General features: G+C 38.7%; 23 protein-coding genes. 5 read left to right on the top strand and 18 right to left on the bottom strand.

The window, feature by feature from the left end:
* Positions 1–35 precede the first annotated feature (35 nt).
* On the top strand, positions 36–599 hold the full coding sequence (locus HC728_RS04495) for a TetR/AcrR family transcriptional regulator (protein ID WP_011262231.1): 564 nt from the start codon (positions 36–38) through the stop codon (positions 597–599).
* On the opposite strand, the gene HC728_RS04500 is transcribed toward HC728_RS04495, so the two are convergent.
* Positions 596–1,480 (bottom strand): AraC family transcriptional regulator, encoded by an 885-nt coding sequence (locus tag HC728_RS04500; protein WP_011262232.1) that lies wholly within the window; start codon positions 1,478–1,480, stop codon positions 596–598. The genes HC728_RS04495 and HC728_RS04500 overlap by 4 nt on opposite strands.
* Positions 1,481–1,671: 191 nt before the next feature.
* Here HC728_RS04500 and HC728_RS04505 point away from each other — a divergent pair, with 191 nt between their 5' ends.
* Positions 1,672–2,820, top strand: a complete 1,149-nt coding sequence (locus HC728_RS04505; protein ID WP_190395154.1) for an iron-containing alcohol dehydrogenase — start codon at positions 1,672–1,674, stop codon at positions 2,818–2,820.
* A gap of 59 nt (positions 2,821–2,879) precedes the next feature.
* Here the strand turns inward: HC728_RS04505 and HC728_RS04510 are convergent, their stop codons facing one another.
* From HC728_RS04510 to HC728_RS04520, 3 genes are all read right to left on the bottom strand, one after another.
* On the bottom strand, positions 2,880–4,184 hold the full coding sequence (locus tag HC728_RS04510; RefSeq protein WP_190395155.1) for a hypothetical protein: 1,305 nt from the start codon (positions 4,182–4,184) through the stop codon (positions 2,880–2,882).
* A gap of 177 nt (positions 4,185–4,361) precedes the next feature.
* On the bottom strand, positions 4,362–5,234 hold the full coding sequence (locus HC728_RS04515) for a DMT family transporter (RefSeq protein ID WP_005419994.1): 873 nt from the start codon (positions 5,232–5,234) through the stop codon (positions 4,362–4,364).
* A gap of 94 nt (positions 5,235–5,328) precedes the next feature.
* A complete protein-coding gene (locus tag HC728_RS04520) occupies positions 5,329–6,726 on the bottom strand; it encodes a coniferyl aldehyde dehydrogenase (RefSeq protein ID WP_190395156.1) in 1,398 nt (465 codons plus the stop codon).
* 236 nt (positions 6,727–6,962) lie between these two features.
* On the opposite strand from HC728_RS04520, the gene HC728_RS04525 reads away from it, so the two are divergent.
* Positions 6,963–8,309 carry an anti-phage deoxyguanosine triphosphatase gene (locus HC728_RS04525; RefSeq protein WP_190395157.1) on the top strand — a complete coding sequence of 449 codons (1,347 nt, stop codon included), beginning with the start codon at positions 6,963–6,965 and terminating at the stop codon, positions 8,307–8,309.
* A 60-nt stretch (positions 8,310–8,369) separates the two neighbouring features.
* Here the strand turns inward: HC728_RS04525 and HC728_RS04530 are convergent, their stop codons facing one another.
* On the bottom strand, positions 8,370–8,993 hold the full coding sequence (locus HC728_RS04530; protein ID WP_190395158.1) for a DTW domain-containing protein: 624 nt from the start codon (positions 8,991–8,993) through the stop codon (positions 8,370–8,372).
* A gap of 13 nt (positions 8,994–9,006) precedes the next feature.
* Between HC728_RS04530 and rrtA the strand changes: the two genes are divergently transcribed.
* Positions 9,007–9,570, top strand: coding sequence for a rhombosortase (gene rrtA, locus HC728_RS04535; protein WP_069582477.1), 564 nt, complete (start codon positions 9,007–9,009; stop codon positions 9,568–9,570).
* Here the strand turns inward: rrtA and recR are convergent.
* The 6 genes from recR to HC728_RS04565 all read right to left on the bottom strand — a co-directional run bounded on the left by recR (position 9,542) and on the right by HC728_RS04565 (position 15,167).
* Entirely contained in the window at positions 9,542–10,144 is a 603-nt protein-coding gene (gene recR / locus HC728_RS04540) for a recombination mediator RecR (protein WP_011262239.1), read from the bottom strand. The genes rrtA and recR overlap by 29 nt on opposite strands.
* A gap of 101 nt (positions 10,145–10,245) precedes the next feature.
* Entirely contained in the window at positions 10,246–10,581 is a 336-nt protein-coding gene (locus HC728_RS04545; protein ID WP_005420010.1) for a YbaB/EbfC family nucleoid-associated protein, read from the bottom strand.
* Between the two features lie 105 nt (positions 10,582–10,686).
* The gene (gene dnaX, locus HC728_RS04550; RefSeq protein WP_190395159.1) at positions 10,687–12,822 is read right to left on the bottom strand and encodes a DNA polymerase III subunit gamma/tau; all 2,136 of its coding nucleotides are present in this window, start codon (positions 12,820–12,822) and stop codon (positions 10,687–10,689) included.
* Between the two features lie 103 nt (positions 12,823–12,925).
* Entirely contained in the window at positions 12,926–13,471 is a 546-nt protein-coding gene (gene apt / locus HC728_RS04555) for an adenine phosphoribosyltransferase (RefSeq protein ID WP_005420014.1), read from the bottom strand.
* A gap of 197 nt (positions 13,472–13,668) precedes the next feature.
* A complete protein-coding gene (locus HC728_RS04560; protein ID WP_190395160.1) occupies positions 13,669–13,992 on the bottom strand; it encodes a DUF454 family protein in 324 nt (107 codons plus the stop codon).
* A gap of 62 nt (positions 13,993–14,054) precedes the next feature.
* Complete coding sequence (locus HC728_RS04565) at positions 14,055–15,167, bottom strand: response regulator (RefSeq protein ID WP_155662946.1); 1,113 nt, start codon at positions 15,165–15,167, stop codon at positions 14,055–14,057.
* A 241-nt stretch (positions 15,168–15,408) separates the two neighbouring features.
* Here HC728_RS04565 and HC728_RS04570 point away from each other — a divergent pair, with 241 nt between their 5' ends.
* On the top strand, positions 15,409–16,284 hold the full coding sequence (locus tag HC728_RS04570) for a LysR family transcriptional regulator (RefSeq protein ID WP_005420019.1): 876 nt from the start codon (positions 15,409–15,411) through the stop codon (positions 16,282–16,284).
* A gap of 59 nt (positions 16,285–16,343) precedes the next feature.
* On the opposite strand, the gene purF is transcribed toward HC728_RS04570, so the two are convergent.
* From purF to HC728_RS04605, 7 genes are all read right to left on the bottom strand, one after another.
* A complete protein-coding gene (purF, locus tag HC728_RS04575) occupies positions 16,344–17,858 on the bottom strand; it encodes an amidophosphoribosyltransferase (RefSeq protein ID WP_012533916.1) in 1,515 nt (504 codons plus the stop codon).
* Positions 17,859–17,892: 34 nt separating this feature from the next.
* Positions 17,893–18,384, bottom strand: coding sequence for a colicin V production protein (gene cvpA / locus HC728_RS04580; RefSeq protein WP_005420022.1), 492 nt, complete (start codon positions 18,382–18,384; stop codon positions 17,893–17,895).
* A 61-nt stretch (positions 18,385–18,445) separates the two neighbouring features.
* Positions 18,446–19,003 carry an SPOR domain-containing protein gene (locus tag HC728_RS04585; protein ID WP_072055585.1) on the bottom strand — a complete coding sequence of 186 codons (558 nt, stop codon included), beginning with the start codon at positions 19,001–19,003 and terminating at the stop codon, positions 18,446–18,448.
* 9 nt (positions 19,004–19,012) lie between these two features.
* Complete coding sequence (gene folC / locus HC728_RS04590) at positions 19,013–20,293, bottom strand: bifunctional tetrahydrofolate synthase/dihydrofolate synthase (protein ID WP_190395161.1); 1,281 nt, start codon at positions 20,291–20,293, stop codon at positions 19,013–19,015.
* Positions 20,294–20,393: 100 nt separating this feature from the next.
* Complete coding sequence (accD, locus tag HC728_RS04595; RefSeq protein WP_005420025.1) at positions 20,394–21,278, bottom strand: acetyl-CoA carboxylase, carboxyltransferase subunit beta; 885 nt, start codon at positions 21,276–21,278, stop codon at positions 20,394–20,396.
* Between the two features lie 152 nt (positions 21,279–21,430).
* Complete coding sequence (truA, locus tag HC728_RS04600) at positions 21,431–22,219, bottom strand: tRNA pseudouridine(38-40) synthase TruA (RefSeq protein WP_005420027.1); 789 nt, start codon at positions 22,217–22,219, stop codon at positions 21,431–21,433.
* Between the two features lie 86 nt (positions 22,220–22,305).
* Entirely contained in the window at positions 22,306–26,376 is a 4,071-nt protein-coding gene (locus HC728_RS04605) for a FimV/HubP family polar landmark protein (RefSeq protein WP_190395162.1), read from the bottom strand.
* Positions 26,377–26,514 lie beyond the last annotated feature (138 nt).

Consider the following 26,514-nt stretch of genomic DNA (forward strand, 5'->3'; position numbering starts at 1 on the left):
TGTAGAAATTAATATTAGTTTAGCGAGGAATTTAAATGTCTGTCAAGGAGAAAAAAAGAGGAAGACCTAGTGGTTCAAATAAACAATTAAGCCAAAAATCCATAATGATAATGGCAAAAGAATTAATGAAATCAGAAGGAAAAATCCCAAGTATTCGCAAACTGGCTACGCATCTAAATGTTGATGCAATGGCTATCTACTATTACTTCAGCAATAAAAACGCGCTACTTGAAGCCATCACAGTGTCATTAATTGAAGAGATACATCAACCAAAAGAACAAACTGACTGGCAAGATGAATTACATCTGTTATGTGTAAGTTACCTACGCTTACTCAATACGTATACAGGACTGCTTGAGACACTACTGTCGATGACATCGCAAGGGCCTGCTGATATTTTTACCGAACGTTTTAGCATGATCATTGAGCCACTTGAACTCGATAATACAGCGAAAAAAAACGCCTTGGATCTATTAGCAGATTACCTACATGGGTTTGCTCTCGCTTTACACTGTAACCCATCGCACGAATTAGATATTTCCGAATACATCAAAGGACCGCTTAATTTTTATTGTCTTGCCCTTAAATATTCACACTAAGCCAAACAGCCCTTAGGCGTCACATTAAAATGGCGCTTAAACTCACGGCTAAATTGAGAAGTGCTGGTATATCCAACTAAATGAGCAGCGTCATTCACTCGTTTACCTTCTAATTGAATCAACTCTTTTGCTTTATTCAAACGTACTTTTTTTAAATACTGCAATGGCGACTCTAGCGTGATTTTCCTAAATGCAGAGTGAAAAGCAGAAACACTCATGTTGGCTTCTTCCGCTAAATTTTGCACAGTTAAGCTATTTGCATACGATTGATGCATCTTATTCATCGCTTTAGCAACACGAGCATACTGGCTATCATGATGCGCTAAATTAAATAATACGTGACCTTCAGGCCCAGTCAGCACTCGATACACAATCTCAGTTAATAATGCCTCTCCTAGCATTTTTGTATCTAGATCTGTATGTAATGCAGCCATTAATCGCTTACAGCTCTCCAACATATCATTCGCCATTTTTACGGATGTTAATCCAAAGCCATCTGAAGAGGTTTGTATACAAGGTTGAAACTTTGCTTCTTCTAGTTCATTTACTAAACGATGTAACAAAGCGGAATCCACATCAATACTTAAACCTAACAACGGCTCTCCATTTTCTGGGAATGCTTCGCACTCTAATGGCATCGGCACGCCCACAACTAAATAATCATCAGGGCCATAATGAACAGGCTGATTACCTATATAAATATTCTTATGCCCTTTACCAAGAACAATAATTCCTGACTGATAAACAAAAGGCTGACGTTGATTTCCTTTACTACTGCGATAAAACCACACGCCAGGAATCGCGGTTTCTTTAATACCTTCAAGATCATTAAATCCACAATGATCCGCATAGCTTTGCATCAATTCGCCCAAAGACTTCATTCATTATCCTTTATCTGATTAAGATCACATCTATTCAATTCTATTTAAAAAATACGCTTAATTGTAGAAATAGGCAATAAAAAAGCAGGAATTCGCCTTTATAGATCGCATACCAGCTACTAATATGCACTTATTGAAATAATAAGCTCTAGAAAATAGAGCATCCTTTTTGGAAGAAATGAGGTACAGCAATGAAATTCTCTTACGTTAACTCTACTCTAATCCATTTTGGCCAAGGTCAAATCGAAGCTATCGCAACATCTATTCCACAAGACCAAAAAGTGCTTGTCATTTATGGTGGTGGTTCTATTAAGCACAATGGTGTTTACGATCAAGTTGTCGCGGCTTTATCCAATCATACATGGCTTGAGTTTTCAGGCGTAGAACCGAATCCAACAGTAGAAACATTAGATAAAGCGGTCACTATCGCTAAAGAAGAAAACGTAGATTACATTCTTGCTGTTGGTGGTGGCTCAGTTATTGATGGCTCAAAATATGTTGCAGCAGCAACCAAATATGACGGTAATGGTTGGGATATCTTAATTGGTAAACACACAGTGACAGAAGCCGTTCCACTTGGTGCAATCTTAACCTTGCCAGCTACAGGTTCTGAATCTAACTCTGGTGCTGTAATTACTCAAAAATCAACACAAACCAAACTGCCTTTCATGGCTTCAGCAGTACAACCTAAATTTGCGGTTCTTGATCCTGATTCAATGAAGACATTGCCAGAACGCCAATTAATTAACGGGATTGTTGATGCTTGGGTTCATACTTGTGAGCAGTACTTAACTATGCCAACCGGTGCAATGGTACAGGATGGCTATGCCGAAACCCTACTACGCAACTTACTGACTCTCGGAGCTCAATACGATAACCGTGACAATAATGAATGGCGCTCAAACCTCATGTGGACAGCTAACCAAGCACTAAATGGCTTGATTGGTACAGGTGTTCCTCACGATTGGGCAACACATATGATTGGTCATGAGTTAACAGCGCTTTATAACGTAGATCACGCACGCTCTTTATCTATCGTTCAACCGTCTTTACTTCGTAATCAAATCGAAGCAAAACGAGCTAAATTAGAACAAATGGGTAAGAATGTATTTGGGCTTGTTTATACCGATGATTTAGCAGAACGTACTATCATTGAAATTGAAAACTTCTACCACAGCTTAAACTCTCCAACGGTATTAACGGAGCATGGTAATGATAAAGCATCTGCTATTGATGCCATTATCAAACAGCTTGAAGCTCACGGAATGGTTGCTTTAGGTGAACATCAGGCAATTACACCTGATGTATCACGTAAAATTCTTGAAAACGCTGTAAAATAACCGTCTAAATACTGACTCAGAGTAATGTGTTCTGAGTCAGTATGATTTTACAAACTAACTTATTGTTGTTTAAAGAAATCAAAGCCTGTTAAATGCTCAGCTAGTGCAGGCTCAGTTAAAATTTTATCCTGCTCTACATCGTATTTAATGAATCGAATGCCATCTGATTGATAATCATCATATTGTTCCCCATCTGGTCTCAACAAAATAAGAATCTTACCGTTTTCAAAATAATTTGAAGCCGCCGTAATGTCCCCTGCATAAGCTTCTAACGCTTTATTTCCCGTATCTTCCCATGTATCTGTTAATAAAATATGCCCATTTTCAGTCACAACCATACCTATATTGTCATCATTAGGATGATGGAACGCTGCAACAAATTTTTGATCTATATTTTTAAAAGTCACATCTGAAGAATATGGCGTTACGATAATCTCTTTATCTTGTTTTAAGTTATAAGTAAAAAAGTGCATTTTATCTTGAGACTCAGAATAATAGCCCGCAGAAATAAAGTTTGCATCCTCGCCCAGTTCTGGATAGTAATCAGAAATATTACGAGGGCCGCTTAATAAACCATTTTCATCGGCGGTAATGAAGGTATCACCCGTGAGCTTTCCATAACCACTGCCTTCATTATCATGCCACCCTGCCCCATTCACGGTTCTTGAAATACTTTCAGCTATATACCCTGGATCAGGCAAATCTTTATATTTACTTAATGGGTACCATTTTGGTACAACCGTATTCCAGTCAAAGGCTTGTGCAAAATTAACATTGTCATTTTTTGGTACAATTGAATTAAATAAATTACCCGCAAACCAAGCACAGTTTCCATACAGCGTATATTTACCACCATTCCAATCTTTTCCTATTCCTAAAAATAGCTTGGCGATCTCTTTACTCTCAACATATAGCGCCTCTTCTTTTTCCGCTATATCCTGCTTTATTTGTTGATAGTTTTTATCTTCAATATGAACACACTTTTGAAAACTAAATTCTCGACTGGCTTGGTTGCCATCGCTACCAAATCCATATCCATCAAACTGAACTTTTCCTTCATCATCTTTATAAAAAAGATCCACCCATGTATGTCCAACCGCTCCAGAATCAGCCCATTGAACCATTCTTTCTAATAATTGAACGATATTGTCATCAGGGTAATCGTGTTGAAATTGTTGATAAGTTTCTAATAGGGGAATTCGATTGGCTTTTCGATTTATTCGAATACACACTTGAGGATAACCAATATTAGGATCTCCCTCTAAAGCAACACGATGCCCATTTCGATATTCATCGGCAGTGACAACATTAGAAAAAAGAGCAAGGGAAAGCATAGTTGATGCTGTAATAATGGTTCGATTCATAATTAATCCTTAATATTATTAAGTCGCATCATTAGCCTATTTAATTATTTTTCGAAGGTCATAGAGATAATATTCAAAATGCAAATAATTAAGCATTTATACCAATTTGATTAATTTTAAATAAAAAAACCGCACCAATTAAATTGGTACGGTTTATTTTAATTCTATCAATAAAGATTATTTCTTCTTGCGTTCCCACTGTGTAATAAAGGCAACAGAAGCAATAATAATAGCAGCACCTAACCATAAACGACCAGGTGGAACCCATCCAAATACCATCCAACCAGCTAACACATTTAATGGCAATTTTGCATGATCAAAAGGTTGAACAAATGAAGCATCGGCAACCGAATACGCTTTTACAATTGCCCATTGCGCTAATGCTGTCATTACACCAGCACAAAACAGCAATAACCACACATTCATACCACTTGGAGTTTGCCATTCAGGTAGCGCTAATAAAATATTAAATGGCGTAATCAGAACCAATAAATACACAACCATGGTCGATGGTGAATCGTTTGATGACATTTTCTTCACCATTAACGAATAACAAGCCCAAAAGAAAGCCGCACCAACAGGTAATAATGTGGCCCATGTAAAGCTATCAGACCACGGCTCTAGAATGATCATTGCACCAACAAAACCAGCTAAAGTCGCAAACCAACGAGCCGCTCCTACTTTCTCTTTTAAAAATAGACCAGAACCTATGGTTGCAAATAATGGAGACGTCATCAAAAGAGCGATACCTTGCCAAATAGGAACAGGGTAAGCGAGAGCCCACAGCCATAACTGAATGCCGATAACTGATAAGAATACACGCAGAGCATGCATACCAAAATGTTCAGTTCGAAGTGAATTACGAAGACCCAATGTTCGTAGGTAAGGTAAAATAACAACCAAAGCAATAGCGTATTGAACCAAAGCAACCATGGTCGATGGAAGACCAAAATTCATACTTACATATTGAGCAATACTGTTTACTATCGCAAAAGCAAGTCCTGCGGTAAGCATCCAAGAAGCGCCTTGAACCGGTTGATGTTGAGACATAAAGGGCAATTCACATTAAAAAAGGGAAGCAGATCATACGACTGTTCCCCTCATTTGCCAACTGCTAAACCACAACAAAAGTCGACTAACTGGCCTATTTCATAAATTTTAATCCTAATACTTTAAGCATCGACTTTTTATGCTTCAATAATAACCGTGCTCTTGGCAACCACGTTGGCGTTGATAACACGGTTTTAGCATGTGAAAACGTAATAAAACCTTCTATGCCATGATAGCTTCCCATACCAGAATCACCGATTCCACCAAATGGGGCATCATCAGCAGCAACATGCATCATAGTATCGTTGATTGCCACACCACCACTGTGTGTATTTTCAATAATCTGTTTAATTAACAGTTTATCGGAAGACATCACATACAGAGCTAATGGTCTCGGTCTCTGCTTAATATAATCAAATGCTTCTTCAATGGCCTCATAGCCAATGATGGGTAAAATTGGTCCAAATATCTCTTCTTGCATCACTAGCATATCGTCATTAACGTCAGTAAGCAGGTGTGGCAAAAACGAACGCCCTTCGGATTGAACATCACCTTCTATCGAAGTGAGCGTCGCTCCTTTTTCTTTAGCATCCGTAAGATACGATTCTAAACGTTCATACTGAGCTTGATTAATAATATGGCTATATTCGCGTTTTCCTTTTTTTTCAGGGAATGCCTGTGAAAATCGACGAACATACAAAGAGATAAACTTTTCGACCTTATTTTTAGGAATGAAGACATAATCAGGTGCTACGCATATTTGCCCTGCATTCATTGATTTTCCAAGCATAATGGCATCAACCGCCGATATTAAATCCGCATCATCAGCGATAATAACAGGTGATTTCCCGCCAAGTTCAAGCGTAATAGGCGTAAGATTTTTGGCTGCTGCACTTGCAACTAATTTTCCTACTTGAGTTGAGCCCGTAAATAATAAGTGATTAAAAGGTAACTGAGAGAATTCAGCAGCAACCTCAGCGGCACCTTCAATGATGCATACATGTTCAGATAAATCGGAAAAGACTCGACGAAGTACTTGATTGGTTTCTAGCGTATATTCACTCAATTTCACCATCACTCTATTACCTGCAGCAATAGCGGTAACAATTGGCGCTATACTTAAATAGATAGGAAAATTCCAAGGAACAATAACGCCTATCACGCCTAAAGGTTGGTAAACGACTTGTAATCTTGATGGAGAAAGCAATAAACCAGCACTTCGTTTTTGGGGTTTTAACCACTTTGATAAACGTTTGGTCGTGTAATTAATATGCTGAATTGACGGCATTAAATCACAAACAGTGGAGTCAAAATGACTTCGATATCCATAATCTTTTTCTAATGCGCTCGTTATATTTTCTTTTTCAGATAATAAAGCCTGTTTTAATTGGCCAAGCAACAACAATCGCTCATCTTTTGATAAATATGGTGATGCTTGATACGCGTGTTTAAGCTGTTCAAATTGATCTAGCAAATTAGCAACACTACTCATATTATTATTCCGTTCAACAAAGTGATTTTCATTATAACAATTCGTATACATGAACAAAATAATACAAATATAACTGTGTGTTCTTGCTCTATATTCTCTGATATATAAGCGGATTAATTCAGCGATATCCGCATAAATAATGTCGAGTTAATATCTAGAATTGCTATAAACCATTGATCTTTTTGTAGCAAGCCTGTAATGATATAGAGGTAGAAATAACTTCGAGAACAATAATAATGAATAAACCGAATGAAATTACTCCATCCCCTCACTGGGAAGATCGTATCAGTAACGAACAAAAGTTACGACGTAATGATCAGCGCAGCGTTTTTCAACGAGATCGTGCTCGTATTCTTCACTCTGCTGCTTTTCGTCGCCTTCAAGCTAAAACGCAAGTACACGGCCCAGGTAGTGCCAATGACTTTTATCGCACTCGATTAACCCATTCTCTTGAGGTCTCTCAAATAGGTACAGGGGTTGTCGCACAGTTAAAGCTTAGACAGCCTGAGTTTCGTGCCCTTTTAACCTCAACTAGCTTAATGGAAAGCATTTGTTTGGCTCATGATATTGGCCACCCACCTTTTGGTCATGGTGGCGAAATCGCTCTAAATTATATGATGCGTGATCACGGTGGTTTTGAAGGTAATGGGCAAACTCTACGAATTTTAAGCAAGTTAGAACCCTATACTGAGCATTTCGGTATGAACTTAGCCAGAAGAACCTTGTTGGGGGTTTTAAAATACCCTGCATTTCTTGATCAAGTTCATTCAACAGAACGCCCGCAAGAAGTAAGTAATGTTCGTCATTTAAAATCCATAGATTGGCATCCACCCAAAGGGGTTTATCGTGATGACGCAGATATTTTAAATTGGATTTTAAAACCGCTACCGGACGTCGATAAAGCGCTATTTTCTACTTTCCGTTTTCAGCAAGAGAGTCAACACACACACCGTAAAACTCGCTTTAAATCTATAGATTGTTCCATCATGGAACTGGCTGACGATATTGCTTATGGCGTTCATGACCTAGAAGATGCGATTGTAATGGGAATTGTTACTCGTAATCAGTGGCAAGAATCAGTCGCGAGTAAATTAGCAGAATGTGGTGATGAGTGGTTTGAGGCCAACATTGAAACCATCAGCGATAAACTATTTTCAGGCTTACAGTATCAACGTAAAGACGGCATCGGCAGTATCGTAAATGCGCTATTAACATCGATTACCATTAAACCGACCACCTTTAATGATGAACCAGAATTTGAATCTGAATTGCTGCGTTGGAATGCTTTTTTAAGTCCTTCTATGAGTTATGCCTTAGAAGTATTGAAAAAGTTTGTTGGTCAATTCGTAATTCACAACTCTGAAATGCAGCGTATTGAATATAAAGGCCAACAAATAGTCATGGAGATATTTGATGCTCTCAATTCAGATCCTGAACGCTTGTTACCAGAAAACGACAAAAGAGAATGGAGAGAAGCGAAAGAATCTGGTGCTAATGCACACCGTGTAATTGCTGATTATATCGCTGGTATGACCGATGGCTATGCTCAGCGTTTATATAATCAACTCTTTGTTCCGATTTAAGAATCAATACCAATTCAAATAAGTATTAATATTTACTTACTTGGATTGGTATATTACAAGCTATGAACGGTAGTTCTTCTCAAATACACCTTCTGGCATTTGGCTAATATGAAACTCAATCATGTTATCAAATGCCGTTAAAATCGAATCAAATTTTTCAACATTATTTGACGCCACACAATCATTATCTAGCTGAGTTAAAATGTGGTATCCCGCTTCCGCTGTTGATAATGCATTGTCTTTTGGCGCTTTACGAACTCGATAATTACCAGATAAATCGGTATTTAAATGCACCTTAAGTAAGGAATGCAAATTGGTGGATAACTGCCACATTTTATATGCTTTTTTCCACGTACCATCTAATAGAATAACGCGTTGTTTCTTTTGAAGAAGAGCTTTATCTGTACCAATAGCTTGGCTTTCATTATCTAAAAACAACACTTGATGATGATAGCTATCGTCAGCTAATAATTGGTTTAACTCAGAATGTTCTGAAAAATTCTCACCGATAAAAGTACGACAATTCGCCAAACTTAAAGATAAAATTTTCGCTGTTCCTAATGGGCGCTTAGCTTCTGTTGGATGCTGTAGTATGATTAATTCAATATCCGTGCTAATGGGTGTGATCCACTCACATATACAGGCTTTTTTTGTTTTTAAGCATTGAAGACAAAATCGAATCACAAGGAACCTTTACTTGTTTAAATTATTACTTCCCATTCTGATTGGGCTTGGTATTGCTCAATTTAGTATGGTATCGGATATATTGGTATGGGATCGCTATCTGATAGAACATGGCGAGCTTTGGCGTATCGTAACAGGGAACTTTACCCATACGAATTTAGCACATTTAATGATGAATTCTGCTGCTCTCGCCATTTTTGGCTATATTTTTAAGGAATTACTTACCCTTAAAAAATTATCGATTTTACTGTTTTCTATCAGTTTACTAACTGGACTAGCACTACTCTTTACGCCAATACAAGCTTATGTTGGACTCTCAGGCGTATTACACGGGCTGTTTGTTTGGGCTGCCATCGAAGACATAAAAAATAAACGTCAAACCGGATGGTTACTACTGCTAGGTGTAATTGCTAAAATCAGTTGGGAGCACTATTTTGGAGCCAGTGCATCAACCATCTCATTAATAAATGCAAAAGTAGCAACAGAAGCGCATCTATTTGGAGCAATCGCAGGCGGACTACTCCAAATTCCAGCTCTATTTCTCAAAACTAATAAAGCTTCTGACGGCCTAAAATAGAGTGAGATAACGTTGTACCATCAACTAATTCTAATTCACCGCCCATTGGAACACCATGTGCTATTCGACTAGCAGGTACTTGGTGCTCTTGGCAAAGCTCAGCAATATAGTGTGCCGTTGCTTCCCCCTCAACCGTTGGGTTAGTTGCAAGAATAACTTCTTTGATATCACCACGATTCAGACGATGATCTAATAAATCTAAACCAATATCGCTTGGACCAATACCATCCAGTGGCGATAAATGTCCCATTAGTACAAAGTAACGCCCAGAAAACTGCCCTGTTGCTTCTACTGCAACAATATCTGCAGGACTTTCAACAATACACATTTCACCACTTGCTTGACGCTTTGGATTCAAACAAATGGCGCAGGTATCTTCCTCAGTAAATGTTCGACATTCCGAGCAATGACCAATCTCAGACATCGCTTGAGAAAGTGCATCAGCTAACTGCATTCCCCCTTGGCGATTACGTTGAAGCAAGTGAAAAGCCATTCGCTGAGCTGATTTTGGGCCAACGCCTGGTAGGCATCGTAATGATTCCATTAATTGTTCTAGTAAACCACTGGTTCGCATAGTTTCTTATATTCCTAAAAAGAAAAAGGCAGCCACTGAGCCGCCTAATTATTCCAAGACTAATAATGCGTTATTAATCTCAGCTTTATCATAAAGATAAATTAGAATGGCATTTTAAAGCCCGGTGGCATTTGCATTCCACCAGTTACACTTGCCATTTTTTCTTTTTGTGTTTCTTCAATGCGACGAGATGCATCATTGAACGCTGCTGCGATCAAATCTTCTAGCATTTCTTTTTCGTCTTCTTCCATTAGGCTTGGATCGATTTCAACACGACGAACACTATGAGAACCAGTGATAGTTACTTTAACTAGACCAGCACCTGATTCACCAGTTACTTCCATGTTTGCGATTTCTTCTTGCATCTTCTGCATGCGATCTTGCATTTGCTGGGCTTGCTTCATCAAGTTGCCCATGCCGCCTTTACCACCGAACATAATTATTCTCTCTTAAGTTTACTTCTTTGTTACTAAAAAAATGGGGGTTAAATTTTTGTTTTCAACCCACTCTAAATTTTAAATTAGATTGTATGAACGCTTATGTTAAATAGGTCTCACACTTTCTTGATCCATCTCTGCCCCAAATCTCTGAATAAAGAAATTGACGTGTGGATCTTGCTGCAAACTCTGATAAGCCGTTTGCAATTTGGTTTGATACATTTGCTCACGCAGCTCTAAAGGTGTTGTGCCTTCATCACTAATATCGATGGTTACCGTCACTTCTCGATTTAATGTTTGTGTTAGCGCTTGAGTGATCAGCTCATTGGCTTTGTCGCCATTTAAATGCGATTGAGCTGCTCGTAAATGTAACTTAATTTGGTTATCTTGCTCAACAAATGCTGAATTTAAAACAAGCTGCTGTACTAACTTTGGTAATGTTAATGACATTGCTAAAGCAGACCAAGTATCTTGTTTTGATGACTCTTCAACAAGCAATTTCACCATTTCAGGCGTTTTTTCATGCTCTAGCGCTTGTTTTAGTTTCGTTGGAGTAACATCACTCACCACTTTTTTCATTTCTGGTTGAGTTGATTTCCAGCGATACGGCTCTTCTGGTTTTTTCTCTTGTGTTGCGGAATTTCCAATTTGCGACACCTGAGCACGAGGCGCTAAATGTTGCTTTTCAGCAATACGCTCTAACACTGAACTCGTTTTTTTCTTATCGGATGCCGCACTAGCCTTTTTTGAGCCAGTACCTGTATTGGTTAAATTGTTTTTTGCACTACGCAATTGGTTACGAACACCTAATAGTCCACTTCGTGGAGCTGGCGTCTCTTGCATAGGAGGCTGCGCTGAAGAAGAATGTTGAGGTGCTTGTGACGCAGATTCACCTGACGGCGTTCCCATAGGAGGCGCATCATACATTGGTGGTTGCTCAGAATGCATTGGTGGTACATTCGCAGGCGCATGACCTTGCTGCGTTTGCTGTTGCATTGCTGGACGTTGTTGAGACGTCATTGGTCTTTGTGCTTGAGGCGCAACATTAACAGGAGCTGAAGGGGAAGGGGCTTGTTGCTGCACTCTTGGTGCCGTATTGATTGCTTGAGGTTCTGTTGATGGCACCGCAATTGGCTGTGCTTCTAATGCCTGAGCGTGTACGGGACGGAATGCTACCATTCTCAATAACATCATCTCAGCACCGGTTCGCTCATTTGGAGCTAATGGCAAGTCTTTACGGCTTTGCAGTACAATTTGATAAAACAATTGCACTTCTTGAGGAGATAATTGTGTACTTAAAAGCTCAATACGTTCAGCATCTGGCTGTGTTTTATCTAGAGTTGCAGGCAACGCTTGATACATAGCTAATTTATGAAGCTGATTAGCTAACTCTTTCGCTAATCCATCCCATTCAACACCAATATCGGCAAGATCATTTACGCAATTCATGAGTGTCTGCATATTCTTAGTGCTGATCGCCTCTAGAATACGAATTGCCTGATCGGTATCTAAGGTTCCGAGCATTGCCGATACAATTTCAGCCGTCACTGAACCGTTACCAAGCGCAATAGCTTGATCGGTTAAACTTAATGCATCACGCATACTACCGTCAGCGGCATGAGCAATAAGCCCAAGAGCTCGAGCTTCTTTTGAGACTTCTTCTTTATCAAGAACAAAGTCTAACTGCTCATGAATTTGGTCCACACTGATGTGCTTAAGGTGAAACTGTAAACAGCGAGAAAGGATCGTTACAGGTAGCTTCTGTGGATCCGTTGTTGCTAGTAAGAATTTTACGTATTCAGGCGGCTCTTCCAATGTCTTTAATAAGGCATTGAAACTGTGGCGTGATAACATATGAACTTCATCGATCAAATAAACCTTAAAGCGACCACGCGCAGGCTTGTATTGAACGTTATCTAATAGTTCACGTGTATCTTCCACTTTCGTTCTAGAAGCTGCATCGATTTCAAGTAAATCAACAAAACGTCCTTCGTCGATTTCTTTACATGTAGAACACACACCACACGGTGTTGATGTGATCCCTTCTTCACAGTTCAAACCTTTAGCAAATAAACGCGCAATCGTGGTTTTACCCACACCACGTGTTCCGCTAAATAGATAAGCGTGATGAAGTCGATTATGGTCAAGTGCGTTTTCCAACGCAGTAAGCACATGAGGTTGGCCAACAACATCTTTAAAATGATGTGGTCGCCACTTCCGTGCCAATACTTGATAGCTCATAGAATACAGCCCAAAATAAAATAGTTCTAAATCGTAGCACAGCAAAAAAATGAGATCTTCCTTGATAGAGAGATCTCACGTAATTAACTGTGTATATGAAGAATTAGTGACCAGCAAACTCACAAATGCTGTATACGTTTAGACCTAGGCCTTCTAAACGTGCTTCGCCACCAATTTCTGGAAGATTAATAACAAATGCGGCATGCTCAACTTCACCACCAAGTTGGCGGATCAGTTTTACCGTTGCTTCAATCGTTCCACCCGTTGCTAATAGGTCATCAACAACAAGCACCTTGTCACCTTCAACGATCGCATCAGTATGAATTTCTAATGTATCCGTACCGTACTCTAAATCGTAAGTTTGTGCGATTGTTGGACGAGGCAATTTACCTGGTTTACGAACAGGAACAAAGCCAACACCTAACTCTAATGCTAATGGCGCACCAAATAAGAAACCACGAGCTTCTGTACCAACGATTTTAGTAAAACCGCCTTGCTTATACTTTTCAACTAATAGTTGAATTGTTGCTTGGTATGCTTTTGGGTCTTCCATTAAGCTTGTTACATCACGGAACATAATGCCAGCTTTAGGGTAATCAGGAATTGATTTAATACTGTTCTTAATCAGTGTTAGTGTTTCTGTAGACATGGTTATTTGACCTGCTTTGCCTCTATTCGGGCTTAAAAATAAATTAACCGAGCAATGGTATTCACTTTCTTATCCATGAGCAAGTATTACCAAACAAGGTGCGTAGTTGATCAAAGAGTTAATACAAATCTACCCCGAGGTAGGAATCCTTGAAAAACAGACCAAAAGCACAATAGCAAAACAAAATAGACCTATTTTTACCCATAAAATAGACCTATTTTTACCCATAAAAGTGGAGCAAGAGCAATTGAAATAACAAAACTTAATATTATCAAAAAGAAAGCTTTTTTCTTTATTGATTTTTTAATCGTTTTTTTCTCTTGCCACTCCACTATCGGAGGGCCTAAAGATGGATGAGTGATCAACCAATGGTTCACTCGCGGCGATGCTTTCATAAAACATGCACTGGCTAATAACAAGAAAGGCGTGGTTGGTAAAAGTGGCATAATAACACCGATTAAACCTAGAATAAGCGATGTTAATCCAGTAACAAACCAAAATACTCTACGGGTAAAATGCAAATCAGCCTCTAAATAATCAAAAAGTTAACCAGAATGTAAACAAGCATCGACTTTAATCAATTCTAAAACGATGTCAATTCTAACTTAAAGCTGCTGCACCCTACGTTATTTAATGAAAGGCTATTCGCTCCTTCTTTCACAGAAAAACGATGGACTTGGTTACTTGACGCATTAATCGTTAATTGATTATTTGCCCGGAGCACATTACGTTGATTATTACTCTCCCAGATCGCATCAAGACCAGCTGATAAAATAAAAACCGCTTGCTCGGACAAATCCACATAACCAAAAACGCCCGACATAGCTTGGCTATTCTCCATTGTACTCATGCCTTTTTCTATTGATGCAACCATTGCAGAAATCGTATTCGTTGACATCTGTTGGTCTCGAATAAAATCATTAAAGAACGCTCTAATTAATAAACAAGAAATAACACCGTTTTCTCCACCTGAATCGGAATCAACAAGATAGAAAAATAAACGACCATCCAATAACCATTCATAATCAAAGATTAAAGGCATACCATCGGTTGACTGCAATAAACGATAACTTAATTTCCAGTTAGCATGCTGAGCTTCACTCTCTGGCAATAACTCAAACAATAATTCTCGACCAACATTAGGCTCTTCTTGTAAATACTCTAAATGCCAATGCAGTTCATCATTACAGCTTTTATCAAGCTCTGATGTTCTGAACCACTGACTAGAAAAATCTTGCATTCTTAACGAACTTTCTTCACTTAGCTTTAATGCTGAAGAGAGCGATTTAATTAAAATTGATACATCACTAATTGGTTTAACCAGAAAATCTTTTGCTCCAAGACGCAACACCTTAGCGACATCTTGCATATCACCGCTACCTGAAATAACAATGATTGGAAGCATTGGGTATTCCAATACTGCTTCCTCTACAAATTCGATGCCATTCAAAATAGGCATGGCTAAATCACACAGCAATACATCAGGTAAAGAATGCTTAAGCATTTGTAAACCTTCAAGGCCGTTGTTCGCTTCTTTAACATTGCACGAATATGTTTCTAAGACCGCTCTTATCATTGAGCGAAAGATTGGATCATCATCAACAATTAAAATATCTTTGTTTCTTAATAGATCTTCTACAGGAGTGTTCCCCTCTCCTTCCTTTCTTCTTGTTGCCTGCTCTACTGACACTGACATACGACTACCCTCTGCACGCACCCAAATTCAATACCTATTATTTTTATTATCTAAAATAAATTTAGTTCGAGATCCAAGCGAGCACAAATAATTTTAGCTATCATTATTAATAAAATGCTAAATTAGCCGTGAATTTGGACTTTTATTTACAGATTTTCATTTTAGTTGACTTATAACAACACCAATTCACGCATTTTTGTTACACTTTAGCGCTCTAAAGAACGGAGAGTATCTTAATATAATGAAATTAGATGATTTAAATTTGTTTCGACAAGTGGTTGAAAATGGCAGCTATACTGCAGCTTCAAGAAAAACCCTAATTCCTGTTGCGACAATTACTCGTCGGATTCAAGCTTTAGAAGATTCTTTAGATATTCGCTTACTCAACCGTCATGCTAGGAAATTATCTCTTACTGAAGCTGGTCAAAAGTTTTACGATGAATGTGCCCCTATTCTAGCGACATTGGTAAACACCAGTGAATATCTAGGTGAAGAATGTCGTGGTGCAGCAGGAAAGCTAAAGATTGCAGCCCCTTCAAACCTAACTAAACGCATGATCCAACCCATTTTGAATAAGTTTATGCTGCTTTATCCTGATATTAGCATCAACTTAACCATGAGCAATCAACCCGAGCAGCTTGACCCTACTGATTGGGATATTATTTTCCGCGTTGGTAAGCAGCGAGATTCTTCTCTTATTGCTCGTCAAATTGGCTCTTTGGAAGATATTTTAGTTGCAAGTCCAACTTACTTAGAAAAAAATTCTGAACCAACTCATGCGCAAGAACTGCATAAACACAGTCTATTGAAAGGCAACCCTTTAATGCGTTGGCGCTTAACCAACAGAGATGGTGAATCAGTTACAATTACCGATGCTGGACGTTTTGAAGCAAGTGAACTAAATGTAATTCGTATGGCGTGTTCAAATGGATTGGGTATTACCTTAATGCCAGATATCATGATCAGCCAATACCTAGAGGAAGGTTCGCTTATTCGAGTTCTAAGTGATTGGTCTGCTAACCCTCGTGATATTTACATGATATACAACTACAAAGATCATCAACCTGAAAAAGTACGTCTGTTTATTGATTTTGTAAGTAATCACATTCCTGATTAATGTATTACATACAAAAAAAGCCTGTGAAATCACAGGCTTTTTTTATTCTGAACGAAAAATTAAATCTCTTCGTTATAAATGTCGAGACTTGCTACATTTTGTGCTTCGTTATCTTGTTTTGCATCATCATTACGTAGGCTTTCTAAGTACTCTAAGTAATTTTGATCAACATCACCCGTAACATAATGCGCATTGAAAACCGATGTTTCAAATTTCTCAATCTCTCTGTTACCACAACCAACCGCATCAACTAAGTCCGAAAGGTCTTGAAAAATAAGAGCATCAGCACCAATAGCCTTACAGATCTCATCCACTTCACGACCATGTGCAATCAATTCATTTGCACTTGGCATATCGATGCCATATACGTTAGGGAAACGAATCTCAGGGGCCGCTGACACCATATAAACGTTCTTAGCACCAGAATCACGAGCCATTTCAATGATCTGCTCTGAGGTTGTTCCACGCACAATAGAGTCATCAACCAATAAAACGTTTTTATCTTTAAATTCAGAACGAATCGCGTTTAGTTTGCGACGTACAGATTTCTTACGCTCTTGTTGTCCTGGCATAATAAAAGTACGGCCAACATAACGGTTCTTAACAAAACCTTGACGGTAAGGTTTATTAATAATTTGTGCGATTTCTAATGCGATATCACACGATGTTTCAGGGATCGGCAGTACCACATCAATATCAAGATCTTCCCATTCACGTTTAATTTTTTCACCCAAACGCTTACCCATTTCAACTCGAGCACTGTATACCGAAATTTTATCGATAAAAGAATCAGGGCGAGCAAAGTAAACAAACTCAAAAATACATGGGTTTAGTTTAGGTTCATGTGCACATTGTTGTGTATATAGCCCACCTTCAAATGGAGCATAAATTGCTTCACCAGGTGCAACATCACGAACAAAATCGAAACCGACAGCATCTAAAGCTACAGACTCTGAAGCCACCATATATTCTGTACGGCCTTCAACTTCACGTTTACCTAGACATAATGGACGAATACCATTTGGATCTCGGAATGCAACCATACCGTGTCCAATAATCATTGCGGTTACCGCATAAGCACCACGAATTTGCTCGTGAACTTTAGTGACTGTTTTAAAAATATCTTCTTGAGTTAATGGGTAATTTTTTGATTCATCAAGATGGTGCGCAAAAATATTTAATAACACTTCTGAATCTGAAGTTGTATTAACATGGCGACGTTCTTGTTCAAATAAAGTCTCACGGATTTCGTTAGCATTGGTTAAGTTACCGTTATGCGCGAGGGTGATACCAAATGGAGAGTTAACATAGAAAGGTTGCGCTTCTGAGGCACTAGAACTACCTGCTGTAGGGTATCGAACATGGCCAATACCAACGTTACCTTGTAGGCGTTGCATGTGTTTTGTTTCAAATACATCCTTCACCAAACCGTTCGCCTTTCTCAGACGGAAACGATTGCTTTCTATGGTAATAATACCAGCAGCATCTTGGCCACGATGTTGTAGCACTGTTAAAGCGTCATAGATTGACTGGTTTACTGGTGTTGCGCCCACGATTCCAACAATACCGCACATGTCCTAGAGTCCTCAATTTGCTAAAAAACTGGCGCTATTTAGCGCCAGGAAGAAAACTTGATGTATCCTTTAAGTAATCGAAGAACCACTCAATTACTACCGAAAATTGCGGTATTAATTGTGATTGCTTCCACCACTCTGAATCTGATAAAGAAGTAAAGGCATCAATAAAGAATAAAACAGCTGCTATGATTAGCACACCTCTTAATCCTCCAAAGACAATCCCTAAAATCCTATCGGTTCCTGACAACCCTGTTTTTTGTACTAATTGACCTACTACGTAGTTAACAACCGCACCAACAATTAAGGTTGCCACAAACAAGGCAGCTATTGCACTGCCATTTCTTATCATTTCGTCATGAATATTTGTAAAGTAAACCGCTAGTTTTGGATAAAAGTTGCTGGCAATAAAAAATGCACCAAACCAAATAACCAAAGACAACGCTTCTTTTACAAAACCTCTAATCAAACTGATTAAAGCTGACAGGCTAATAACGCCTAAAATGACAAAATCGATCCAAATCATAATTTATCTTTTCTCTGTTGCTGCGCATTTTAACAGAAAAATCCGCTACGCAAACGTTTTCTTATGGGTTTAGTGGTGTAAATTTGAGCAATTGACCATTTAAGCCAGTTATTTCTTTTAATTTTGGCAGTTGCTTTTCTAGATCAGGTTTAGAAACATCTGGACCAACAGCAACTCGAACTAAATCACCTGGTTGTGGATCTTTAGGGAAAGTATGTGCTTGGTAACCTTGCTTACGTAACTTAAGAGCAAGATTTTTTGCGTTATCTGCATTTCTAAATACACCAAGCTGAATGATCCATGCGCTTTTTGCATAATCCACTTTAGAAAGTTGTGGTTGTTTTTTCTCAACAATCGTCAACGTTTCCTTTTCAGGCTCAGTAGGTGAAGATTCAATAGTTACTTCGACAGGTTCATCTGGAAGTTCCGCATCAAAATCAACCGGCTCTTGAATCTCAAATTGCTCTACATCTTTAGAAAGCTCAGGCTTAATTGGAATGCTTGCAAATTCTTCTTGGTAATGTTTTTTCTTACCATCAAATAGATCAGGTAAAACAATTACCCCAATAGCAACCAATATTATGGTTCCGACTAAACGTCGTTGAAATGGACTAGACACTCATGTTCCTCATGCTTCTTTTTTCCAGTAATCCCATACTTCACCGACCGTATGGAATGATCCGAAGACTAAAATTAAATCATCATTTTCTGCCTGTTGTAATGCTACTTTAAAAGCATCAACAGGTGATGAATATTCTGTTATTTCTTTTGATAAAACAGCGGTTAATTCACTTGCATTAGCCGCTCTTGGCCCTGATAACGATGCAGGATACCAAACATCAATCACTCCCGTGAACTCGCCTAAGGTCGATTTAATGTCTTTATCATGTAACATCCCTACTACTGCATGGATTTTCTTATTTGGGAAACGCTGTCTTACTTGCTGTACAAGATAGTGCGCCGAATGTGGGTTATGCGCAACATCAAGTATAATCGTAGGCTCAAATTCAGAATTACCACGAGTTAATCGCTGCATTCTTCCAGGTAACCTTGCTGTTTTTAAACCTTCAACAATATTAATATCACTCAATTCTAATCCTGAAACACCTAAAGCCATAATAGCCGTCGCTGCATTCGCCAATGGTAAATTAGGTAATGGTAAGTTATCTAAATCAAATGCCCCACTCTTCCACGACCACGTTTGAGTATCTGCATGCACGTTATAATCAAATTGATAGCCAACCTGATATAAATCAGCATTAATATCATCAGCATGGGCTGCAACACTTGAGGGTGGATTAGGTTGACCACAAATAGCTGGTTTTTCTGAACGAAAAATGCCCGCCTTTTCAAAACCAATCACTTCAATATCATCACCCAACCAATCAACGTGATCAACGGCTAGGCTTGTAATAATTGACACGTCATGATCAACAACATTAGTTGCATCTAAACGTCCACCAAGACCAACTTCAAGCAAAACCACATCAACTTGATGCGCTTTAAAAGCCCAAAGAGCAGAAAGCGTTCCGAATTCAAAAAGACTAAGTGAAATATCTTTACGCCACGCTTCAATAGCAGCAAAAGACTGAGAAATAAGAGAATCAGATAAGTCGTTACCATTAATACGAATACGTTCGTTGTAACGAATAAGATGAGGAGAACTATAAACACCAACACGATAACCAGCATTGATTAAAATAGATTCCATTAATGCACAGGTTGAGCCTTTACCGTTCGTTCCTGCAACTGTGATTACCGTTGGTGCTGGTTTAGTTAATTTTGCACGTTGTGCAACACGCTGAACACGGTCTAAACCTAAATCTATTGCACTGGTATGAATGCTTTCTAAATAACGAAGCCACATCGACAAATCAGATGTGGCTTTCGGAGAATCAAATGTTGTCATAATTCAACTACTTCACTAACGAATATAGTGACAGTATATATGACTTAGGTTGCTGTTTTAAAGTAAGAACTAACAACCTTGGTCCCATTTGATTTAATTCTTAGTGCGAACCATCAACAGGAACAACTAATGGTGACTCTTGATTCGTCATTTTAGCCATTAACCCACCGATACGTTGACGCATTTCACGACGATCAACAATCATGTCAATTGCACCATGTTCAAGCAAGAATTCACTACGTTGGAAACCTTCAGGAAGATCTTCACGTACAGTTTGCTCAATAACACGACGACCAGCAAAACCGATTAACGCTTTTGGTTCACCGATATTGATATCACCTAGCATTGCTAAACTTGCTGACACACCACCCATTGTTGGGTCAGTTAGTACAGAGAAAAATGGTAGGCCTTTACGAGACAAACGAGCTAGAGCAGCACTTGTTTTTGCCATTTGCATTAGAGACATAAGAGCCTCTTGCATACGTGCACCACCACTTGCAGAGAAACATACAAGAGGACAGTTATTTTCAATTGCAGCATCTACCGCTTTAACAAAGCGAGCGCCAACAACAGAACCCATTGAACCACCCATAAATGAGAATTCAAATGCACATGCAACAACCGGTAATTCTAATAGAGTACCTTTCATTACCACTAGAGCATCTGTCTCATCACTTGATTTCTGTGCAGCAGAGATACGATCTTTATAACGTTTTGAATCTTTAAACTTTAAAACATCTTTTGGTTCTAATTCAGCACCAATTTCAACACGACCTTCTGCATCTAAGAATGTTTCAAGACGCTTACGAGCTTTCATTCGCATATGGTGGTCACATTTTGGACACACTTCTAGGTTACGCTCTAATTCTGCAGAATAAAGAACTTGTTCACATGACGTACATTTCGTCCAAACCCCTTCAGGGATCGATGCTTTACGTGAACTAACAATATTGCTTGTATTAAAAATCTTTTCAAGCCAACTCATGGACGACCTTTCTATTAGTGATCTCTCGCACCATCGCAAGAGAATAAAATTCAATTAAATAGATTAAACCATAAATATCCGCCAGTGTAGATAAAAAACTGGTTGTACCTATTTTCAATATTGAATCCATCTCTACTTTTCGTAGTTATAAATCAATCATTATCCAGAAATAAAGGACCTAGTGGTACTCGCGGTAATTCCCATTCTAGCGGGTAGTCAACATCCACAAGATACAAACCTTCAGCTTTAGCCGTAGCCCCTGCCAGTTTTCGGTCTTTAGCTTCTAGTAGCCATTTAATCCATTCTGGTTTTTGTTTTCCTTTGCCTACTTCAATTAAGCTGCCGGTAATATTACGAACCATATGGTGAACAAAAGCGTTCGCTTTAATATCAATAACAATAAAATCACCGTGACGAGTGACTTTGAGGTGCATTAAATTACGCCAAGGTGAACGTGATTGACAATGAACGGCACGAAATGACGTAAAATCATTTTCACCTAATAGATACTGTCCTGCTTCATGCATGAGATCAGCATCTAACGCATCATGATAATGGCTAACACCATGCCCTAAAATTGCAGGACGCAAACGGTTATTATAGATGATATAGCGATAACGACGAGCTGTAGCAGTAAAACGAGCATGAAAATCCTCATTTACCTCTTTTGCCCAACGAACAGCGATGTTCTTTGGTAAGTTCGCATTCGCCCCCATCATCCATGCGGCTAATTTGCGAGAACTTGTTGTATCAAAGTGCACGACTTGTCCTGTACCGTGAACGCCAGCATCCGTTCGACCTGCACAATGAACTTCAATAGGCTCATTAGCAACAATCGTTAATGCTTTTTCCAGTTCTTCTTGGACACTGTTTACATCTCTTTGACGTTGCCAACCGTAATATTCGGCACCATCATATTCAATACATAGAGCTATTCGCATGATTTCTTTTCTTTTAATTCAATTAGACATCATTATAAAAAAAGGCGGAGCTCACTGCCACCGCCTTTTTAATATTGTTTCTTAAGTTAGCCGATTTGTTTCATTAATTTTTCAGCTTCGATTTTTAAGGAAACATCATCACTACGAAGAACGTCCTCAAGCAACTCTAAAGCGCCTTTATCATCAGACATTTCAATGTATGCTTTTGCTAAATCTAGTTTACTTTGAGCATCGCTGTTTACATCAACATCATGTTCTGCAACGTTGCCTAGCATGTCTGGAAATTCATCCAAACCTACATCTAGATTTAAATCTTCTTCTTCAAAGTCATTTTTATCGCCCTTTTCAGTTTCAGCAATCAATGCTTCAATACTTAAAAAACGATTCTCGCCATGAGGGTCATTTTCAACATTAGGTTGCTCTGACCAATCTTCATCTTCAAGATCTGATTCTGTATTAGAGTGCCCATCAAGACTGAAACCACTCCAATCACTACCACCATCCTCAAGCATACTGTCGATATCTAAGCCAGCGCTATCTAAATGAGTTAATGCTTCTTTCTCTTCATCAGATACTTGCGAAGTAAAATTAAACTCTTCACGAGATGGAGCGATTTCTGTTTCTTCCTCAGTTGAATCAAGATTAAACGCAGAATCATCGATTTCATTGTCATCACCACCTAGAGCTGCTAATGCATCTTCAATAGATAATCCGTCAAACTTTGTATCTTGCTCTTCTTCGTCGCCATCTAAATCCAATTCAGATACAGAGCTCTCTTCTTCACTCTTTTGACTAAAGTCCGTTGCATTTTGTTCTACAAAATCATCTAGAGAGAAATCATTATCATCTTCATCGTCAGTTAATTCTGTAAGTTCAACTGGATCTTCCTCTAAATCAAGCAGGCTTTCATCATCAGCTAGCAGTGAATCAAGATCGTCTTCATCAAGCGTATCTTCTGCTATTACTTCAGACTCTGTTGGCTCTGCAAGTTCAGAAACGTCTGTCTCTTCTACTTCTGACTCAAGCTCTTCATCAAATGAGAATGCGTCTTCACTGTTTTCATTTAACGCTTCATCTTCATTTAATACGTCAAGATCAACTGACTCTTCGTCTAAATCAAGTAGACTTTCATCATCAGCTAACAGCGAATCAAGATCATCTTCATTAAGCGTATCTTCTTCAAGAGCTTCAGTATTTTCAACATCAGATGTCACCGATTCTTCAACAGTATCTTCTGCTATTACTTCAGATTCTGTTGACTCTTCAAGTTCAGAAACTTCTGTCTCTTCTACTTCAGACTCAAGTTCTTCATCGAATGAGAATGCATCTTTACTTTCTTCATTCAGCGCTTCACCTTCATTTAATGCGTCAAGATCAACGGACTCTTCGTCTAAATCAAGTAAGCTTTCATCATCAGCTAACAGCGAATCAAGCGTTGCTTCATCAAGATCATCTTCTTCAAGAGCTTCTGTGCTTTCAACTTCAGGAGTTACTGTTTCTTCAGTAACATCTTCTGCCATCACTTCAGGTTCTGTTAGCTCTGCAAGTTCAGAAACGTCTGTTTCTTCTACTTCTTCAGACTCAAGTTCTTCGTCGAATGAGAATGCATCTTTGCTTTCTTCATTCAGCGCCTCACCTTCATTTAATGCTTCAAGATCAACTGACTCTTCGTCTAAATCAAGTAAGCTTTCATCATCAGCTAGCAGTGAATCAAGATCGTCTTCTTCAAACTCTTTTAAAATGTCAGATTCAGATACCGATTCAGCTAATTCATCTTCCTGTACTTGAGGTTCTGTTGATTCAAATAAATCAGCTTCAGATGTAATCTCATCCTCTTCTGAATCTAACTCAGAAACGTGCTCATTTTCTGACACAGATTCAAACAAAGGAATATCACCTTCGTCTTCTTCATCATCTTCAATTAGCCAATCTTCATCTCTAGGGGTGTCTTCAGAAAGCGCTTCTGATGCTGCTACACCGTCAACTTCAGCATCAACGCCAGTCTTTCCCAGAGTTTCATTTTCCTCATCAGCGTCATCACCAATAAGTTCATCTAAAAGAGCGGTACTGTCTTCATCTAACTCAAAGTTATCACTCTTTTCATCATCATCAGCTAATAACTCATCAAGTAGAGCTGTGCTATCTTCTTCTAATGTGATGTCATCTTTATCATCAAGTTCTTCATCATCTAACAGCTCATCAAGTAAAGCAGTGCTATCAGCATCAATATCTAGATCATCGCCTTGCTCTTCATCAGATTCATCAATTAACTCATCTAATAAAGCAGTACTGTTATCTTCTAAATCGAACTCATCTTCTGTTTCATCATCAGATTCGTCTAATAGTTCATCAAGTAATGCCGTACTTTCATCTTCTAAGTCTAAATCAATATCATCTTCAACAACCGATTCTTTTTCTGACTCTTCGTCAGCCATACCAGAAAGCAGTTCATCAAAATCCAACTCATCTTCAAGTGAGTCTGTTTTTGCTTCTACTTTTTCAGTTTCTGGTGCAAGCTTAGTTTCTTCATTTTCATCAAGATCCCAACCTTGGTCTAGAACGGATTCGTCTTCATCTTCGTCGTCAACTGAAGCAAATAAATCATCTAGCATCGATTGATCAAGTTCACCACCTTCCAGTTCTTCTGTTTCTTCAAGCTCTGGAATTGATGATGTTTTTTCTGAATCTGAATCATCAATTAACGATAAGTCAAAATCATCATCTTCTGCTTCTAAATCACTTTCTGAGAATAGGTCACTATCAAAATCATTCAGTGCTTTTTCCATCTCTTCAAGGCCAAGCGCCTTCTCTTCAGCACCTACGGTCAAAGCACTTGATGACATATCTAAGTCATCATCAAGATCATCTAATCCGCCAAGCTCTAAATCAAGATCACTCTCATCTTCTAAACTCAGAGAATCCAAATCAGAATCTGATTCTAACTCTGCAAATGGGTCTTCATCTGTGTTGTCGTTGTCTGTTTCAAACTCAGCAAATAGGTCATCATTTGAATCTGACTGTTCATCAAAGATGAATTCATCATTATTTAAATCGCTAAGAATATCATCATCGTCATCCAAACTAATTTCAGGGATATCATCATCCATATTGAAATTGTCTTCAGGCATAACTAACGGCGCAGGTTGTTGCTCTGATTGAGCTTCACCTTCGCCTTCTTCTTCCTCTTTTTTACGACGGAATAAGAAGAATGCAATTAAACCAGCAATGAGAGCTCCTGGGATTAATGCCAAAGAGGCAATTAAACCTGGGCTAGATGCCAACTTATCCATTGCTGTTGGTTCAACTTTTTTATCAGCAGCAGCAAGTTGTTTTTGTTCATTAATGAATTTTTCTACTTCATTGCGAATACGGTCTTCATCGCCTAATTCACTTTTTAAGTTATCAACTTCATTTTGAACTTGTGCTAGTCGCACTCGTAATTGGTGATTGTTTTCTTGAAGTGCAGTGAACTCTTGTTCTGTTGTATCTAATTCAGTTTTTAAAGCAACAACAGAGGCCGTTGGTTCAGCAACTGGTGCAACTGATTTAACCACGTCTTTAGCTGGCTTTGGCTCTTGAACCTTAGCTTCAGTTTTAACTGGAACTACCGCAGGTTTTGGCGTAGGTGCTGGTTTTTCAGTCTTAACAGTTCTTTTAACTTGAGCTTCAGACGCTTTTTGAGCTGATAGCTTTTTATTATGCGCAAGCAATAGCTGTTTAGCATCATCAGTATTTTCACGTCGAACTTGCTCTAGTGTCGGTAAACGTAATCGGCTATTTGGCTCTAACCCATGAATGTTGTTATTTTCAAATGCTTGTGGGTTCAAACGATAAATAGCGAGCAGCGTTTGCTGCACAGATGTTGTATTTGATGGATTTACACGGCTAGCGATAGACCATAATGTTTCGTCTTCTCTCGTCGGCCCATAAATTCTGGTTGATGCTTTTGCTTGTGGTGCTTTTTCAGCGGGTACTGATTTGGTATATACCTTAGCCGGTTGTGCTTCAGTTACAACCTGTGAGCTGACGGTTTGATCCTTACCTTCAGGACCAACGATTTGGATAGTGCTCGCGGCGTGCGCTTGTGAGCACTGTGCGGCAACGAATAACGCTAAAGGTGTCAGCGTTTTAAATATTTTTTGTGATGCGTCAGACACTAGAGATGCCTCTTAATAAAATGAAAAATCAATACCTGTGTAACTATATCGGATAATAATAAAAAAACTGTAGTTTTTAAGCAAAAACTGTGTGCTTTATGGAAGAAAAAAGCCTTAGTTTTCACTAAGGCTTTTAAT

This window comes from Aliivibrio sp. S10_S31 (assembly GCF_014694495.1).
GTDB lineage: Bacteria > Pseudomonadota > Gammaproteobacteria > Enterobacterales > Vibrionaceae > Aliivibrio > Aliivibrio fischeri.